The following is a 17,193-nucleotide window of genomic DNA, read 5'->3' on the forward strand; positions in this document are numbered from 1 at the left end:
GGCGCACTTTTCGCGGGATGGCCGCCGTTCGCGGCCTTATTTCCGGCTGTCCCGCTGCTGGGCCCGCAGATGGGCCTTGGCGTCGGGGTCGCCGTTCTTGGCGGCCAGCTCGTACCAGCGTTGCGCCTCGCTGAGGTTGGCCTGTACGCCCGTGCCCTGATCGTACATGAGGCCCATGCTGTACATGGCGGCCGCCTCGCCGTTGTCCGCGGCCTTGCGGTACCATTCCACGGCCTTGGCATAGTCCTGCGGCACGCCGCGTCCCTGTTCGTACATGTAGCCCAGATTATACTGGGCCTCGGCATAGCCCGCCTCGGCGGCGCGGGTGTACCACTCCACGGCGCGGGCGTTGTCCTGCGCGAAGCCGCGGCCTTCGGCGTACATGAAGGCCAGGTTGTTCATGGCCTTGACATGATCCTGCTGCGCGGCCCGCTCGAACCAGTGCGCCGCCTTGGTGTCGCTCTGATTGCTGCCCTTGGCGTTGAGGTAGGTCCAGCCCAGGGTGTACTGGGCCTCGGCCAGTCCCTGATTGGCGGCCCGGCCGTACCAGTCGATGGCGTCGTTCTCCCGTTTGGGGACGCCGCGTCCGTGCGCGTAAAGATAGCCCAGCGCGAACTGGGCTTCGGCCAGCCCCTGTTCGGCGGCCTTGCGATACCAGCGCGCGGCCTCCCGGAAGTTGCGCTTGACGCCGTTACCGGTGCAAAGCGCCGTGGCAAAGGCGTTCTGAGCGCGCATCTCGCCCTTGTCGGCCGCTTTTTTCAGGAGGATGGCCCCCTGCTTCACGTTGCGTTTGGTGCCCTTGCCCTGCATGGTCAGCTCGCCCAGCACATAGAGGGCCTCGGGGTTCTCGGCGTCGGCCAGCGGCTTCACCAGCTCCACGGCCTGCGCGTGGTTGCCGGCGTCCAGCGCCTTTTGCACGGCCTGCAGGGTCTTGCCCTGCTCGGCGGCCAGCTTTTGCGCCTCGGGCGAAGGTTCGGCGGCCTCAGCGGGGCCGGCCGCCTTGTCCGGCGTTTGCGTGGCGGCGGTCTGTGCGGCGGCAGCGGCAGCCGGGGAAGAGGGCAGGGCGGCGGGCAGCAGGGCCAGCGTCAGCCCCAGCGCAAGGCAACGCGCATAGCGCGCGGAACATGTCGGGATCGATTTCATGGATGCTCCAAAGGCCGTGCCGTCATGGACGAAAGGGCGGGCCGCACGGCAAGGGCCGGCCCCCGTCGAACCTAGCCGCTAACCCGCCAAAAGGGAAGGCCCGCCCGCGGCGGCCGCACGGACGGGCCGCCCAGGCAGGACAGGCATTGACTCCGGCGTCCGCCTGCGGCTAGGGTCAGGACGCATACGCGTGCCGGCCGTGAAAAGCGGTTTTTTCGCGGGGACGGGCGTCGGGACGGATCGGGCGCGGCTCTATGGACATGCCGCAAGCCCGGTGTCCCTTCGATATCGACGTTATGCGGGAAACGGCGGCCCGGCCCCGGAGGCTGGGGGTTTTCGCCCCTCGCCGTGCGGGCGCTTGCCGGCGGCAGGGCGGCGAAGGTGGAGAAAGAGCGCAGGGCGGCGGGGGGAGCCTCCGCCGCGAGAAGCGGCGCGCGCCGCGGCGGGAGGGGAGGCATCATGCGGGAAACGGCGGCCGGATACGGCATGGCGTTGCTGGCGACCGTCATCTGGTCGGGCAACTTCGTGGTGGCGCGGGCCGTGGCGGACATGATCCCGCCCTGGCAGTGCAATTTCTGGCGCTGGGTCGTCGCTTTCGTCGTGTGTCTGCCCTTTGCCTGGCGGCATATCCGCGAGGACGCGCCCCTGCTGTTGCGGCACTGGCGTTATGTGTCGCTCATGTCGCTGCTTGGCGTGTCGCTCATGAACACCTTTTTTTACAAGGCCGGGCAGACGACGCCCAGCCTGAACATGGCCCTCATCGCGCCGACGGCGCCGATCATCATCCTCCTGCTCTCCCGCATCATCTACGGCGAACCCATCAGCCCGCGCCGTCTGGGCGGCATGTGCGTGGTCATGGCGGGCATCGTGGTGCTGGTCAGCCGGGGCGACTGGCAGCGTCTGGCCTCCCTGAGCTTTGCCGGGGGCGATCTGTGGTCGCTGGGCGGGGCGCTGAGTTTCGGCCTCTATTCCCTGTTCATGCGTTCCCGTCCGGCCGGCCTGTCCACGCTGGGCTTCAGCGCCGTCACCTTCGGCCTGGGGAGTCTGTTCTGTCTGCCCATGGTCGCCGGGGAGATGTGGCTGCTGCCGCCTGTCGCCTGGAACCGTGAAGTGATCATCGGGGTGCTCTACGCCGGCATCGGCTGTTCCTTCGTGTCCTTCAGCCTCTGGACGCGGGCCATTGCCGGCATCGGGCCGGTACGGGCGGGCATCGTGTACTATTCCCTGCCGCTTTATGCGGCGCTGGCGGCCTGGCTGGTGCTGGGCGAGGCGGTGAGCCCGGCGCAGGTGGTGGGCGGTCTGCTCATCGTGGGCGGCATCGTGACGGCGACCCTGCAGACGCACAGGACGCCGTCCTGAGAGTGGAGGAGGAAATCATGGCGAAATGTGAGCGGGTGGTGCTTGCCACCACCAATGCCGGCAAGGTCCGGGAGCTGGCCGAACCGCTGTCCGCCCTCGGGGTGGCGGTGCTCGGCCTGGACAGCTTCCCCGGGATCGGCGACATCGTGGAGGATGGCGACAGCTTCGAGGCCAATGCCTGCATCAAGGCGCGGGTCGTGGCCGCGCACAGCGGGCTTGTGAGCATCGCCGACGACTCGGGACTGGAGGTGGACGCCCTGCACGGCGCGCCGGGCATCCATTCGGCCCGTTACGCCGATGACTGGGAATTTCTTGCCGGAGAGAGCAGGGACGCGCGCAACATCCGCAAACTGCTGCATGTGCTGCGCGACGTGCCCGAAGCGGGACGGGGCTGCCGCTTCGTCTGCTGCATGGCCGTGGTCTTCCCGCCCTCTATGGGCGGACGGGAGTGGGCCGTGCGCGGCGTCTGGGAAGGGCGGTTGCTCGCGGCTCCCCGCGGGACGAATGGTTTCGGCTATGACCCCGTGTTCTGGGATCCCGAACTGGAGCGCAGCGCGGCGGAGCTCTCCCGCGAGGAGAAGATGGGGCGCAGCCACCGGGCCCGGGCTCTGAAGGCCTTGTTGGCCGCCTGGCCGCTCAGACCCTGAACGTACCCTAAATATATGCCGGATCGCGCCGTTAAGCTCTAAAAGACGCATGCAGGGCGGGTGTCTGCCGGATGCATGCCGGACTTTGTGTTTGGCGTACATTTTGCAAGTGATTTTTGCCGGGAAAGTCTTTCCCGAAGAAAGCACATCGTCCCATATGTAATCAAGCGAGGTTGCCATGTCGAGTTCCATTGCTGGCTCCATATATTATTCCGGTTTGAGCGGTTCAGGCACCGACTGGACTCAGACCCTGGAACAGCTCAAGCAAATTGAGTCCATCCAGCTCAATCGCCTTCAGGCCTGGCAGGACGACTGGAACCTGCGCTATCAGGCCTTCGGCAAGATCATCGAGGCCGCCCAGAGCACCAAGAGCCAGATCGCTACGCTCAAGAACCGCAACAATTTCGTCTCCAAGCTGGTGACCAGCTCCGATGACGGCGTGGTGACGGGCACGGCCAACTCCAATGCCCAGAACATGCAGCACACCATCAACGTGAAGCAGGTGGCCAGCAACTCCGTCTGGGCGAACAAGCATGTCTTCTCTTCCAAGAACGACATCATCAACAAGACCGACAATGCGGTGGACTTCAAGTTCACCTACGGCGGCAAGACGGTCTCCATCTCCGTCCCGCCCAACACCACGCTGGACTCCTTCGTGAGCCTGGTGAACAACTCCAAGGACAATCCCGGCATCACCGTCAGCACGGTGAAGACGAGCGGCGGTTATCTGTTCCAGGTGGCCGGCAAGGATACCGGGGAAGAAAACAACCTCGTCATCTACGACTGCGCCCTTGAAGGCATGTCCGCTGCCGGGACGAGTTCCTCCTGGTCCACCAGCAAGGAAGTGAATCTCGGCGAAGTGCTCACCGACCCCAGCGATTTCGTGTTTGACCTTGTTTACGACAACGGCACGAAGAAGAGCATCTCCATCAAGGGCAACTCCTCGCTGAACGACCTTGTGGATGCCATCAATTCCCAGACGGGGCGCAAGATCGCGAGCCTTGACCCCAGCGGCAATCTGAAGCTGGACGGCGTGCAGTCCTTCAAGCGCCGTGAAAGCTCGGAAGACGCCGACGTGCCCCCCAGCGTCAAGGTCTATGCCGGGACGAAGGAGGACATGTCCAAGCCGCTGGTCGATGGCGGCACCGGGCGGGATCTGACCTTCAACGTGGTGGTGGACAAGGGCTACGGCTACAAGAGCACCATTTCCGTGACGGTCAAGGATACCGCGACCCGCGAGGAATTTCTGGCCACCCTGGCCCAGGCCACGGGCAATACGGCCAACATGTCCATGTCGGATGACGGCCGCTGGTATATGGGCCTTTCCGGCGTGGAAAGCATCACGCCCGCGGGGGGCGGCAGCATGCCCACCGGCATCAGCGTGGAGCAGACGCCGGCCAGCGGCACGTCCGTGGACTACACGGGCGGCGCGACCAAGGTCTTCAGCACGACCCTGACCTTCTCCAAGGACAAGCTGAGCGAAAAGCTGAGCGACGCCAATCCGCCGAAGGAGCTCACCTATACCTTCACCATGGGCGACGGTACCACCAAGACCGTCAAGATCAGCAGCGACAAGACCAATGAGGAGCTGCTGAATGCCATTCAGGCGGAGATGGGCGGCAATATCGTTGACGAAGCCAACGGCGACAAGACGCTCAAGCTCGACGACGTGCGCGGCATGGCGCTGACGCAGGGCTATGTGGACCATCAGGGCTACAGCGCCACCGTCAAGGCGGAGATGACCATCGCCAACGGCACCATCGCGCCGGAATCGGCGGGGGCCGGCGGGGGCGAGAATCTGCTGGAAACGCCGCCGGATCTTGAGTACACCGTGGTGAAGAACGATGGTACGGAGGTGAAGTTCTCTCTGGCCAGCGGTTCCACCATGCAGAATGTGCTGGATGAGCTGAAGAGGCAGGGCCTGGATGCCTCCGTCGTGGGCGGAAAGCTGGTCGTCAAGGACATCGTGTCCCTCACGGGCCCCGGCATCACCGGCCAGATCACGGATTCCGACAACTGGAACATCAAGCAGTCCGCCAATGCCATCTACACGGTGGACAACTGGCCCATGGAGCTGGAGAGCTCCTCCAACTCGATCTCGGACGTCATCGAAGGCGTGACGATCAACCTTCAGGGCGTCGGCGAGGCCACCATCAACGTCAACACCGACGGTGAGGCCCTGCAGGAAAGCGTGCAGACCTTCCTGGATGCCGTGAACAGTCTCCTGACGACGGTGCAGACCTTCACCAAGTACGACGAGAACGCGGAAACGACGTCCACCGACCCGGAAGACGACAACTACAGCATGTCCCAGTTGACGGCCCAGAAGGGCGGTCTTCTGCAGGGCAACTACGGCGTGCAGCTCTTCAATTCGCGCTTCAAGTCCATGCTTTCCGGCACGCCGGCCGGTTATCAGACGCGCACCTCGGCGGACGACATCCTGTCCGGCGACCTGCTCGCCAACCTGGCCAACATGGGCATCAAGACCGATACGGACGAAACCAGCGAGACCTATGGCCTGCTGGTCATCGCGCCTGCGTCCACCATTGATTCGCTCACGGAGCTGGACCAGGAAAACTACAACAAGATGATGTCCGAGAACATGGAAGCCGTGGTGGACTTCTTCTGCGGGCCGAGCACGCCGGGTACCTCCACCACCAACGCCTTCCGTTACGCCAGCAGCGTGCAGGGCATCACCCAGGCCGGCATCTATGACGTCAGCTACGAAGTGGACTCCGCCGGCAACATCCTTGAGGTCTACATCAATGGCGTCAAGGCCAACAACGACCCCAGCATGGGCAGCAACTACTACTCCTGCCCGTCGGGAGATGCCCGCGGTCTGTCCATCCTCATCGACGACCTGTCGCCCGGCAAGCATGAAGGCCAGGTGCGCATCAAGTACGGCCTGCTGGATACCGTGGACAATTTCCTCAAGGCGGAGCTGACCTGGCAGGATACCGGCGACGGCGTGGACGATGATTCCATGTCCATCAAGTCGCAGAACGGCGCCCTGATGATCTTGCAGGATAACTACAAGACCATCATGGAGAATATCCAGGAAAAGATCGATCGGGAAAAGGATCGTATCTCGCTCTGGGAAGAGCGGCAGAAGGCGGCCTTTGCCCGTCTGGAGACCCTGCTTGCCCGGTACAACAAGACGCAGACTTCCCTTGAGAGTCAACTCAAGCAGTTGAGCGGCGGCAGTTAACAGGTAAAAGAAAAGAGACCGACGCTTTCAGTGAAGGAACGGAATAGATGAATACTCGCGCCACACAGGCCTATATGCAGACGAATGTCGGCACCGCCGATCAGGGGCGTCTTTTGCTGATGCTCTATGACGGGGCGCTGAAATTCCTGCAGCAGGCCCGCGAAAAGATGTTGGAAAAAGATTATGCCGCCAAGGGCATCCTCATTTCCAAAGTCATCGACATCGTCAACGAGCTCTCCTCCTCGCTCAATATGGAGCGGGGAGGGGACTTGGCGGTCAATCTCAGCAACCTGTACTTTTTGTGCACGGCACGCCTGCTCGAGGCCAACCTCAAGATGAGCGTCGAGCGGCTGGACAGCGTCTCCCAGATCCTGTCGGGACTGCGCAGCGCTTATGCCCAGATCATCGACAAGCCTGAAGCCAAGCAGGCGGTCGCCGAGATATCCGCCCGCATGAAGCCGGCGGCCTCCATGCAGCAGCGCAAGGCCGTGCCGCAGGCCATGCCCGGTCTTTCCGCCGTCGGGCATATGCCCAGGGCTATGGCGCAGGCCGCGTACGGGCGCAACGCCATGCGGCTGGACCCCACCGGGGATGCTGCCGCCGCGCCGCAGGCCGCGGCTCCCGCTGCGGAGCCTGCCGCCACGCCGCCCCTGGCGGCCCAGCAGATGGCGCGTCCGGTGGCCAAGCCTGCGGAAGCTGAAGCGCCTGCCGCCGCTCCGGCGAACGCGGGCGAAGCGGCCGACAAGCCTCGTCTGAGCGGCTTGCCGCCCCGGCGTGTGCCCAGCGTCTACGGCAACAACAAACCTTCCTAAGCTCGCGTGAGCGGCTCCTCATGGCTGCAGGAAAGCATGCCCTGAGCGAGAGTCTTGTACGTTCTCACCGAGAAAAGCTTTTGGCCAGAGCAGCCGGTTCGTCGCATCGCGGCGGGCCGGCTGTTCGTTTTGCGGAAAGGCGGGCATGCCTTTCCCGTCATGCGGCGTCCACGCAAACGGCAGGCGGACGTCACGCAACTCTCCTGAGCATTTCCCGTTTGAAACGCGTTGCGTTTCAAACCATACGGCCTGGCGCTTCGCGGAAAAAAACGCGGTTTTTCGGCTTGCTTTCGGCCGGGGCGCTGTGCCGCCGCCCCGCGTTTCACCTTTTTCAAAGGTGAAACGCTCTTGCGTCCGCGTGCGTTTATGGCTAGCGTGCATTTGTCCGCGGCTGTCGTTTTCCCGTTGCGCGGGACACGGCGGACGTGAGTTTTTCCCCAAGGAGAATGCCTATGTCCACGGCGTTTTGTCCTGATTTCAGCAAGGGGCTCATCCCCGCCATCGCGCAGGATGCGGCAACGGGCGAAGTGCTCATGCTGGCCTATATGAACGAGGAGGCCTGGCAGCGCACGCTGGCAACGGGCGAGGCCCATTACTGGAGCCGCAGCCGCGGCGAGCTCTGGCATAAGGGAGGGACGTCCGGCCATGTGCAGAAGGTCCTTTCCATCCGCCTGGACTGCGACAACGACACCGTCCTGCTGCGCATCGAGCAGGTCGGCGGCGCGGCCTGCCATACGGGTCGCCGTTCCTGTTTTTACCGGGAGTGGAAGGACGGCGCGGTGACCGACTGTTCTCCCGTAGTGTTCGATCCCCAGAGCGTCTACGGGCGCTAACCACCCGTACGCACCGCACGCTTAACACGAGGGCGCCATGCGCCCGGAGCTTATGCATGAACGCACAACCCATCATCAAACTGGGCGTCCCCAAGGGCTCGCTGGAAGAAGCCACCATCAACCTTTTTGACCGCGCCGGCTGGAAGATCCGCAAGCATACGCGCAACTACTTCCCCGAGATCAATGACCCGGAGATCAGCGCCTCGCTCTGCCGGGTGCAGGAGATCGGCGGCTACGTTGCGGCGGGCATCCTCGACGTGGGCATCGTGGGGCTCGACTGGCTGCACGAAGTGGAACATGACAAGGACGTGCAGATCATTTCCGAGCTGGCCTATTCCAAGACGTCCTGCCGGCCCTGCCGCTGGGTGCTTGCCGTGGCCGGGGACTCGCCCTACCAGAAGCCGCAGGATCTGGCGGGCAAGCGCATCGCCACCGAGTTGCAGGGCCTGACGCGCAAGTATTTTGCCGGACTGGGCATCGACGTGGACATCTTCTATTCCTGGGGGGCCACCGAGGCCAAGGTGGTGGAAGGGCTGGCCGACGGCATCGTGGAAGTGACGGAGACCGGCACGACCATCCGGGCGCACGGCCTGCGCATCATCGACGAGGTCATGAGCTCCTATCCCGTGCTCATCGCCAACCGCGAGGCCTGGGCCGATCCGCGCAAGCGCGTCAAGATCGAGCAGATCGACCTGCTCCTGCAGGGGGCCCTGCGGGCGGAAAACCTGGTGGCCATCAAGATGAACGCGCCTGCGGACCGTCTGGACGCCATCCTCCAGATGCTGCCCTCGCTCAACTCGCCCACGGTGTCTCCGCTCCAGAACGAAAAATGGCTTTCCGTGGAAACGGTGGTCAATATCGACGTGGTGCGCGATCTGATCCCGCGCCTGCGTCAGGCCGGCGCCGAGGGCATCATCGAGTACGCGCTGAACAAGGTCATTTAGGGCGAGGCGGAGACGCCGCGTCACCCGGCCAAAAGAGTGCGGAAAACCATGTTTTCCACGCAACGACAGGCCACATGGTTGGGAAGGTAAAGCCTTCCAAACGGAATATGCTCTGAGAGGGGCGTGTCCTCACGGACCGAAATGGTGAGCCCGCACACGGCAGCCGCGCGAAGATGGCGCGGGACGTGTGCGGGCTTTTTTTACGGCGGCGTGTCCGCTGGCCGCGTGAGCGTTTTGCCCGTCAGGCGGCAGACCGTCCGCAGTTGGCGGGTCTGGTCATTCGCACTTGATGATCAGGTTGCGCATGGGGATCTCGCCCACGGCGGACGTATTCTGGGACATGATCTGATATTTGCCGCCGTCGCACATGTCGGCGGCCTTGTTGTAGCATTCGGCCCAGTCGTTATCCATGCCGTTGCAGTTGACGGAATAGCCCTCCGTCCCGTCAGGCAGACGGGCGGTATTGGCGCCGCCGCAGCCGGCGGCCAGCAGGGCGCAGAGGCCGAGCGCCAGAGTAAGCAGTTTCATATCGTATCTCCTTGGAAAGAGCGTCCGCGGCAGGGCTAGCGCAGCAGGGCGCGTCCCATGCCGACCACGGAAACCAGTATGAGGAACAGCAGGACATAGCGCTTGAACCGCGCTTCGTCCACACTATGGAACCAGCGTGTGCCGAGCCACATGCCGATCCACATGAACGGCAGCACCACGAGGGCATCTACCACGCTCTGCCAGGACATGAGGCCCGAGTGGATAAAGAAACACGAGGTCAGCACATCCAGGGCCAGAAAGAAGACGATGAGCGTGGCCCGTGCCGCCTCGGCCGGCAGGGTGACCAGCATGAAGAGCACGACCGGCGGCCCGCCGTTGGAGGATGCGCCGTTGACGAAGCCCGTGGCCGCGCCCACGCCGACGATGCCGAGCGGGCCCAGCGGGCGCGAGGGCTTGACGCCGGACAACAGCACCAGCGTCAGGACGAGGACCAGCGCATTCACGCCGATGGTCATGGCCTGCGCCGGGACGTGGATGAGCAGGGCCATGCCCACAGGCGTCAGCGGGATGACGCCCAGCAGCAGGAGGCCGGTGACCTTCCAGTCGCATTGCCGCCAGACAAAGGGGGCGTGCCCGGCGCTGGCGAGGATCTCCCAAAGCAGGAGCAGCGGCACCACCTGCGCCGGCGGCATGACGAAGGTCAGCAGCACCAGCGCCAGCATGGAGAAGCCGAAGCCGGTCGCCCCGCGAATGATGCCCGCCGCAAATACCGCGAACGCCGCATAGGCAAATACGATCCATCCGAATGACATGACCGACCTCCTGACCGCCGCCTGCGGCGGCTCGTCCCCGATAGCACAACCCCGGGCGGAAGAGAAGGCTTTACGAAGGCGGCGTAATGGCCTATGAATAAAAAAATTCACCACACGCCCCAGGGCGTGACCCGGCAGGAACTCATGAAGAATTCGCACGGCGTGCTGAGCGGCACACTCTGTCTTGCTCTTGTGGCGGTAGCCTACTGCGTCTGGACAGCCTTCGGCAATGACGTCAACGTCTGCGTGACCGAAGGGTGCAGTCTGTACCAGGATGCCAATCTCGGCGGCGTATCCCTCTGGTGGATCGGCGCCGTGACCTTTGCCGTCCTGGCCCTGCTGGCTCTGGTGGGCGCGGCCCGCGTGGGACGCGTCATCGCCGGGCTTGCCCTGGCGGGGGACATCGTCCTCCTGCTGCTCATGGCGGCTACGGCCCCCTGCATCAGCTGCCTCGGGGCGGCCCTCTTCTTTGCCGGCGTCTACGCCTGCTTCCGCCGGGCGGACATGGATCCGCAGGGCAAGGGCGTGCCGTCGCGCCGTTCCATCCTGGTACTCTGCTGGCTTGTGCTGTTCCTCATCAATGCCGGGGCCTCGGCCCGCCTTGCGGCGTCTGTCTGGAGCATCAGCGACCCCAGCGGGACGCCGTCCGTGCGGGTGTTCTACTCGCCTTCCTGTTCCGCCTGCGCTCAAGCCATCGAGGCCCTGTCGGGCAATGTGAGCGTGGCGTTCTACCCCGTGGCGGAAACGCCGGAGGACGTCTACATGGTCGCCGCCATGCGCGAGGCCGTGGAGCGCGGCCTCAATATGAAGGAAGCTCTCGAACTGGCCAAAAAGGCGGAAAATCCCGGTGGACTGGCCGCCATCTCGCCGGACATGCTCTGGCTGCGCCTGCGCCTGCTGCGCAACAAGGCCCATGTCTACCTTTCGGGTTCGCAGACCGTGCCCTTTATCGAATACCACGGACTGCCGTCCATGCTCGTGTCCAAAGCGGAGAACAAGACCCGGCGGCAGGCTGCCGTCCGGCAGGAAGAAGCGCCCGCGCAGGACGCCGCGCCGCGTCCTTCCGCCTCTTCGCTGCCGCTGGAGCCTGTGACCGGCGGTCTGACGCCGCGGGGCAATGCGGCCCAGGGGGAATTCGGAACGCCAAGCCTCTTTGACGATCCCGTAGCCGGGAGCTGCGGCGGGCAGATCCCCTGCCCTGAATAAGACAGGCCCTGCGGGCCGTGGATTGCATGCGCGTCTTGCCCTGCCCGTCCCGGGACAGGGCTTGACGCAACATGTGCTTGTCTCGTATATCTAAACGCCTTTTGACTCTAGCTTGTGAAAAGTTGGTCCCATGAAAATTCACGATATCTTCCGCCCGCAGAAGGATGCGGTGGTCAGCAAGTGGATAGAGGCCGTGTACGAGACCTATCCGCTTGAAACGACAGGTTTTCTCAGGACGAGGAAAGATCCCTTCACCAATCCGGTGGGGGACATGACGCACGAGGCGGCGGGGCGTCTGTTCGACGCCGTGTCCGGCGAGGACACCGACCCCGTGACGGTGCGGCAGGCCATCGACCGCTTCGTGCGGTTGCGGGCCGTGCAGAAGATGACCCCCAGTCAGGCCATCGGGGTGTTTTTTCTGCTCAAGCCCATCATGCGGGAGTTGCTCCTGCCGCTCTGCGCGGGCGACAAGGCCCGCGCGGCCTATCTTAATGCGGAATCACGGCTGGACAGCATCGTGCTGCTGGCCTTTGATATGTATACGGAGGCGCGCGAGACGCTGGCCGAATCGCGCATCACCGAGATCCGCTCCCAGTATGCACAGGTCGTGCGCTGGGCGCAGACGGTGGATGGCAGCCCGGTTTCGGGCAAAAGCTAACACATTTCCAAGCGAGGTAGGGAATGATCGCAGCGTTGGCGATGGTGGCGCTCATCGGGTGCATCGCCTGGGCGGGAGCGGCCGGCGGGCTTGCTTTCCTGTTCAGCGTGGTGCTGCCTTATGTGGCGGTAATCATCTTTGTAGTGGGCGTCATCAGGCGCATGGTGTATTGGGCGAAGTCGCCCGTGCCGTTCCGCATCCCCACGACGGGCGGCCAGGAAGCGTCCCTGGATTTCATCAAACAGGAAAAATGGGACTGCCCCTGTACCAAGGGTCAGACGGTCGTCCGCATGCTGCTCGAAGTGCTGACCTTCCGGTCCCTCTTCCGCAATACGCATGCTGAAGTCCTGCTGAACGACCCGGTCAACAAGGGCCCCCGCGTCGTCTACTATTCCTCCAAGTGGCTGTGGGTCTTTGCCCTGCTGTTCCACTACTGCTTCCTCGTGGTATTCATCCGGCATTTCCGCTTCTTCATGGATCCGGTGCCGGGTTGCATCACCCTCATCGAGACGCTTGACGGTCTCATGCAGGTGGGCGTGCCGCGCTTCTACGTCAGCGGCGGTCTGCTGCTGGTGGCGCTGCTCTTCCTGCTGACCCGCCGTCTGGTCAACGAGCGCGTGCGCTACATCTCGCTGCTCAACGACTACTTCCCGCTGCTGCTGCTCATCTGCATCGTGGCCACCGGGCTGTGCATGCGGTACTTCGACAAGGCCGACATCGCGTCCATCAAGGTCTTCATCATGGGGCTTGCGCACCTTTCGCCCGCCAGCACGGAAGGGCTGCCCTCGCTCTTCGTGGTCCATCTGACCTTTGTGAGCGTGCTGCTCCTGTATTTCCCCTTCTCCAAGCTCATGCACATGCCGGGCATCTTCTTCAGCCCCACGCGCAACGTGCCCAACGACACGCGCCGCGTGCGCCACGTCAACCCCTGGAATCCTCCGAAGCAGTTCTTCACCTATGCCGAGTACGAGGATGAGTACCGCGAGTTCATGGCCGACGCTGGCCTGCCGCTGGAAAAGCAACCCGAAAAGGCCGCCGAGTAAGGAGTTTACATCATGGCTAAATTGCCTACGCCACACGAACTCATGGCCAGCCGCAAGGACTTTCCCGCTGGCAGCTGGCTTGACGTAAAGCCGGAATTTGCGCCGGGCAGCTTCTGCTATCCGGCCAAGGTCGAGACCATGGAGCGCCTGCACATGCCGCATCCGCATGAGTGGGACCCGGCCGCCGAGGACTGGAACCTGCCCGACAACTGGGAAAAGATCCTCTGTGACGCCTTCGAGGAACGGCTGGAAAAGCACCGCTCCCTCAAGCTCTTCATGGACATCTGCGTGCGCTGCGGCGCCTGCGCCGACAAGTGCCACTTCTTCCTGGGCACCAACGACCCCAAGAACATGCCGGTGCTGCGCGCGGAACTGCTGCGCTCCCTCTACCGGCGTGACTACACCATGCTGGGCAAGCTGCTCGGCGCCAGCGTGGGCGCTCGCGGCTGGGACAAGAGCGTGGTGAAGGAACTGTTCTACTACGCCTATCAGTGCACCGAGTGTCGCCGCTGCTCCCTCTTCTGCCCCTACGGCATCGACACGGCCGAAATCACGGCCATCGTGCGCGAGCTGCTGCATGAAGTGGGCCTCGGCACGCACTGGATCATGGACCCGGTGAAAAACTGCTCCTTCACGGGCAACCATCTGGGCATCCAGCCGCATTCCTTTGTGGAAATCGTGGAAATGCTGGCTGACGACTGCGAGACCATCACCGGCATCCGTCCCAAGACGCCCTTCAACGAGAAAGGCCACGAGATCCTCTTCATCACGCCTTCCGGCGACGTGTTCGCCGATCCGGGCATCTACACCTTCATGGGCTATCTGCTGCTCTTCCATGAACTGGATCTCGACTACACCTTCTCGACCTACGCGTCCGAAGGCGGCAACTTCGGCTCCTTCGTGTCCTTCAACATGGCCAAGAAGCTGAACGCCAAGATGTACGCCGAAGCCGAGCGCCTGGGCGCCAAGTGGATCCTCGGCGGCGAGTGCGGCCACATGTGGCGCGTCATCAACCAGTACATGGGCACCTACAACGGCCCGGCCCCGTCCTGCATGATGGACGTGCCCACCTCGCCCATCACCGGCACCCGCTTCGAGAACGCGGCGTCCACCAAGATGGTGCACATCGCCGAATTCACGGCCGACCTCATCCGGCACAACAAGCTCAACCTTGACCCGAGCCGGAACGATCACATCATCACGACCTTCCATGATTCCTGCAACCCGGCGCGCGCCATGGGCCTGCTGGAAGAGCCCCGCTACATCCTCAAGGCGGTGTGCAACAACTTCGTGGAAATGCCGGAGAACACCATCCGCGAGCAGACCTTCTGCTGCGGTTCCGGTTCCGGCCTGAACACCGAGGAAATCATGGAGCTGCGCATGCGCGCCGGCATGCCGCGCGGCAACGCCCTGCGCTATGTGCAGCAGAAGTACGACGTCAACCACATGGCCTGCGTCTGCGCCATCGACCGTGCCACCCTCACCCCCCTTGCCAACTACTGGGCTCCGGGCGTGACCGTGAGCGGCCTGCACGAGCTGGTGGGCAACGCCCTCGTGATGAAGGGCGAACAGAAGCGCACCATGGACCTGCGCCAGGAAGACCTGCCCAATGTGGATCCCGATGAACCCGAAGACGATGCGGAGCAGGGGGAGGAGTAGTCCATGTATAACGCCAAAGCAGTCATTGTCGGCGCCGTCATCTTCGCGGTGCTGTTCAGCTCACCGTTCTGGCTCAACTTCGGCAAGGACGATTACAAGCGTCCCGACGTAGTGCTGCCCAAGAACGAAAAGGAATGCGTCGAGCCTGTGGAGTACATGCGCGCCGAGCACATGGCCCTGCTCAATCAGTGGCGGGATCAGGCCCTGCGCAATGAAAAGCGCGTCTATGTCTCCTCCACCGGCAAGGAATGGACCATCAGTCTCCAGAACACCTGTCTGAAGTGTCACAACGACTACGCCAATTTCTGCGAAAAGTGCCACATCGCCAACAGCGTGTATCCCTACTGCTGGACCTGCCACATCACTCCCGAGGGGAAGAAGTAATGAACAAGAGCAGAAGAAGCTTTCTCAAAGTGGCGGGCCTTTCGGCCTTTGCCCTGAGCAGTGGTGTGGCTGCGCTGTCCTCCACCGCGCAGGCGGCCGCCACCATGCCGGGCAGCAGCTACAAGATGGGCGCCGCGGCTCTCAAGGCCAAGCGCTGGGCCATGGTCATCGATACGCGCGCCTTCAAGGGCCCGGAAGACTACCAGCCCCTCATCGATGCCTGCCACAAGGCGCACAACGTGCCGACCATCAAGGGCAGCAACCAGAACATCAAATGGTTCTGGCTGGACAAGTTCGATCATGCCTTCCCGGATGACATCAACGCCTACCAGGCCGCCGGCATCAAGGAGCGCATGTTCCCGCTGCTGTGCAATCACTGCACCAATCCGCCCTGCGTGCGCGTCTGTCCCACCCAGGCCACCTATCAGATGCACGACGGCATCGTGGCCATGGACTACCACCGCTGCATCGGTTGCCGTTTCTGCATGGCCGGCTGCCCGTACGGCGCGCGTTCCTTCAACTTCATGGATCCGCGCAAGCATCTGCCCAAGGAAATGCCCAACCCCACCTTCCCCACGCGCATGATCGGCGTGGTGGAGAAGTGCACCTTCTGCGCCGAGCGTCTGGCCGTGGGCCAGATGCCCGCCTGCGTCGAAGCTGCCGGCGGGCGCATCCTTTTCGGCGATCTGGACGATCCCAATTCTGATGTGCGGCACGCCCTGGCCGAAAACTACAGCATTCGCCGCAAGCCGAACCTCGGCACGCAGCCCGGCGTGTACTACCTCATCTAGGGAGATCTGGCTATGCTTGAAAAAGTGCTTACCGGTCCCAGGACCTTCTATTTGTGGCTGCTCTTCCTGGTCTGCGTCATCGGGGCCTGCGGCCTCGTGTACTGGCAGCAGCTGCAGCAGGGCCTCTCCATCACGGGCATGAGCCGTGACGTGTCGTGGGGCCTCTACATCTCGCAGTTCACCTACTTCGTGGGTGTGGCGGCCTCGGCCGTCATGCTGGTGCTGCCGGCCTACTTCCACCATTACAAGAAGTTCAAGCGCATGATCATCTTCGGTGAGTTCATGGCCATTGCCGCCGTGTGCATGTGCTCGCTCTTCATCCTGGTGGACCTTGGCCAGCCGCAGCGCATGCTCAACGTCATGCTGCATCCCACGCCCAACTCCGTCATGTTCTATGACATGATGGTGCTCATCGGCTACCTGACCCTCAACGCCATCATCGGTTGGGTGACCCTGGAAGCCGAGCGCCTGGACGTGGAGCCGCCCAAGTGGATCAAGCCGCTCATTTACCTGTCCATCATCTGGGCCTTCTCCATCCACACCGTGACCGCCTTCCTGTACGCCGGCATCCCCGGCCGCCATTACTGGCTCACCGCCATCATGGCCGCCCGCTTCCTGTCCTCGGCGTTCTGCTCCGGTCCGGCCATCCTGCTGCTGCTGGTATTCATCGTGCGCCGCCTCACCGGCTTCGAGCCCGGCCGCGACGCCGTGAAGACGCTGACCACCATCATCACGTATGCCATGTGCATCAACGTGTTCTTCTACCTGCTGGAGATCTTCACGGCCTTCTATTCCGGCATCCCCGGTCACCAGCACCCCATGACCTTCCTGTTCGGTGAACACGCCGGTCATGTGACCTGGGTCAGCAACTGGATGTGGGCCGCCGTCATTATGGCGCTGGGTTCGCTCGTCATCCTCATCCCGCCGGCGTGGCGCAACGGGCCCCTGCTGCCCTTCGCGCTGATCATGCTGGTGGTGGCCAGCTGGATCGACAAGGGCCTGGGCCTGCTCATCGGCGGCTTTACGCCCAACATGTTCGAGACCATCACGGACTATGCGCCGACCTGCATGGAGATCTCCGTGGCGCTCGGCGTGTACGCCATCGGCGCGCTGGTGCTCTCCCTGCTCTGGAAGATCGCCCTCGGCGTGAAGAGGGAAGCCGGTCACTTCAGCGACTAGGCATACGTCCCACGCATTCCTGAACC

General features: G+C 63.3%; 16 protein-coding genes. 13 read left to right on the top strand and 3 right to left on the bottom strand.

The window, feature by feature from the left end:
- Positions 1-36: 36 nt before the first annotated feature.
- The gene (locus tag Q0K12_RS03215; RefSeq protein WP_297260328.1) at positions 37-1,143 is read right to left on the bottom strand and encodes a tetratricopeptide repeat protein; all 1,107 of its coding nucleotides are present in this window, start codon (positions 1,141-1,143) and stop codon (positions 37-39) included.
- A gap of 459 nt (positions 1,144-1,602) precedes the next feature.
- Between Q0K12_RS03215 and Q0K12_RS03220 the strand changes: the two genes are divergently transcribed.
- The 6 genes from Q0K12_RS03220 to hisG all read left to right on the top strand — a co-directional run bounded on the left by Q0K12_RS03220 (position 1,603) and on the right by hisG (position 8,946).
- A complete protein-coding gene (locus Q0K12_RS03220) occupies positions 1,603-2,502 on the top strand; it encodes a DMT family transporter (RefSeq protein ID WP_297260330.1) in 900 nt (299 codons plus the stop codon).
- A gap of 17 nt (positions 2,503-2,519) precedes the next feature.
- A complete protein-coding gene (gene rdgB, locus Q0K12_RS03225; protein ID WP_297260331.1) occupies positions 2,520-3,149 on the top strand; it encodes an RdgB/HAM1 family non-canonical purine NTP pyrophosphatase in 630 nt (209 codons plus the stop codon).
- A gap of 178 nt (positions 3,150-3,327) precedes the next feature.
- On the top strand, positions 3,328-6,357 hold the full coding sequence (fliD, locus tag Q0K12_RS03230) for a flagellar filament capping protein FliD (RefSeq protein WP_297260332.1): 3,030 nt from the start codon (positions 3,328-3,330) through the stop codon (positions 6,355-6,357).
- Positions 6,358-6,404: 47 nt separating this feature from the next.
- Positions 6,405-7,169 (top strand): flagellar export chaperone FliS, encoded by a 765-nt coding sequence (fliS, locus tag Q0K12_RS03235; RefSeq protein WP_297260333.1) that lies wholly within the window; start codon positions 6,405-6,407, stop codon positions 7,167-7,169.
- A 452-nt stretch (positions 7,170-7,621) separates the two neighbouring features.
- Positions 7,622-8,002: a phosphoribosyl-AMP cyclohydrolase gene (gene hisI, locus Q0K12_RS03240; RefSeq protein WP_297260334.1), complete on the top strand. Its 381-nt coding sequence runs from the start codon at positions 7,622-7,624 to the stop codon at positions 8,000-8,002.
- Positions 8,003-8,058: 56 nt separating this feature from the next.
- Positions 8,059-8,946: an ATP phosphoribosyltransferase gene (gene hisG / locus Q0K12_RS03245; protein ID WP_297260335.1), complete on the top strand. Its 888-nt coding sequence runs from the start codon at positions 8,059-8,061 to the stop codon at positions 8,944-8,946.
- Positions 8,947-9,222: 276 nt separating this feature from the next.
- On the opposite strand, the gene Q0K12_RS03250 is transcribed toward hisG, so the two are convergent.
- On the bottom strand, positions 9,223-9,474 hold the full coding sequence (locus tag Q0K12_RS03250) for a hypothetical protein (RefSeq protein WP_297260336.1): 252 nt from the start codon (positions 9,472-9,474) through the stop codon (positions 9,223-9,225).
- A 35-nt stretch (positions 9,475-9,509) separates the two neighbouring features.
- Positions 9,510-10,247, bottom strand: coding sequence for a sulfite exporter TauE/SafE family protein (locus Q0K12_RS03255; RefSeq protein WP_297260337.1), 738 nt, complete (start codon positions 10,245-10,247; stop codon positions 9,510-9,512).
- A gap of 93 nt (positions 10,248-10,340) precedes the next feature.
- On the opposite strand from Q0K12_RS03255, the gene Q0K12_RS03260 reads away from it, so the two are divergent.
- From Q0K12_RS03260 to dsrP, 7 genes are all read left to right on the top strand, one after another.
- Positions 10,341-11,453, top strand: a complete 1,113-nt coding sequence (locus Q0K12_RS03260; RefSeq protein WP_297260338.1) for a hypothetical protein — start codon at positions 10,341-10,343, stop codon at positions 11,451-11,453.
- Positions 11,454-11,583: 130 nt separating this feature from the next.
- A complete protein-coding gene (locus Q0K12_RS03265; protein WP_297260339.1) occupies positions 11,584-12,111 on the top strand; it encodes an RsbRD N-terminal domain-containing protein in 528 nt (175 codons plus the stop codon).
- A gap of 23 nt (positions 12,112-12,134) precedes the next feature.
- Positions 12,135-13,154, top strand: coding sequence for a sulfate reduction electron transfer complex DsrMKJOP subunit DsrM (gene dsrM, locus Q0K12_RS03270; protein WP_297260340.1), 1,020 nt, complete (start codon positions 12,135-12,137; stop codon positions 13,152-13,154).
- A gap of 12 nt (positions 13,155-13,166) precedes the next feature.
- Positions 13,167-14,813, top strand: coding sequence for a sulfate reduction electron transfer complex DsrMKJOP subunit DsrK (dsrK, locus tag Q0K12_RS03275; protein ID WP_297260341.1), 1,647 nt, complete (start codon positions 13,167-13,169; stop codon positions 14,811-14,813).
- A 3-nt stretch (positions 14,814-14,816) separates the two neighbouring features.
- On the top strand, positions 14,817-15,197 hold the full coding sequence (gene dsrJ / locus Q0K12_RS03280) for a sulfate reduction electron transfer complex DsrMKJOP subunit DsrJ (protein WP_297228468.1): 381 nt from the start codon (positions 14,817-14,819) through the stop codon (positions 15,195-15,197).
- A complete protein-coding gene (dsrO, locus tag Q0K12_RS03285; RefSeq protein ID WP_297260342.1) occupies positions 15,197-15,988 on the top strand; it encodes a sulfate reduction electron transfer complex DsrMKJOP subunit DsrO in 792 nt (263 codons plus the stop codon). The genes dsrJ and dsrO overlap by 1 nt, the downstream gene beginning before the upstream one ends.
- Before the next feature lie 12 nt (positions 15,989-16,000).
- A complete protein-coding gene (gene dsrP, locus Q0K12_RS03290) occupies positions 16,001-17,167 on the top strand; it encodes a sulfate reduction electron transfer complex DsrMKJOP subunit DsrP (protein ID WP_297260345.1) in 1,167 nt (388 codons plus the stop codon).
- Positions 17,168-17,193 lie beyond the last annotated feature (26 nt).

Source organism: uncultured Desulfovibrio sp., from assembly GCF_944324525.1.
In the GTDB taxonomy this organism is placed as follows: domain Bacteria; phylum Desulfobacterota; class Desulfovibrionia; order Desulfovibrionales; family Desulfovibrionaceae; genus Desulfovibrio.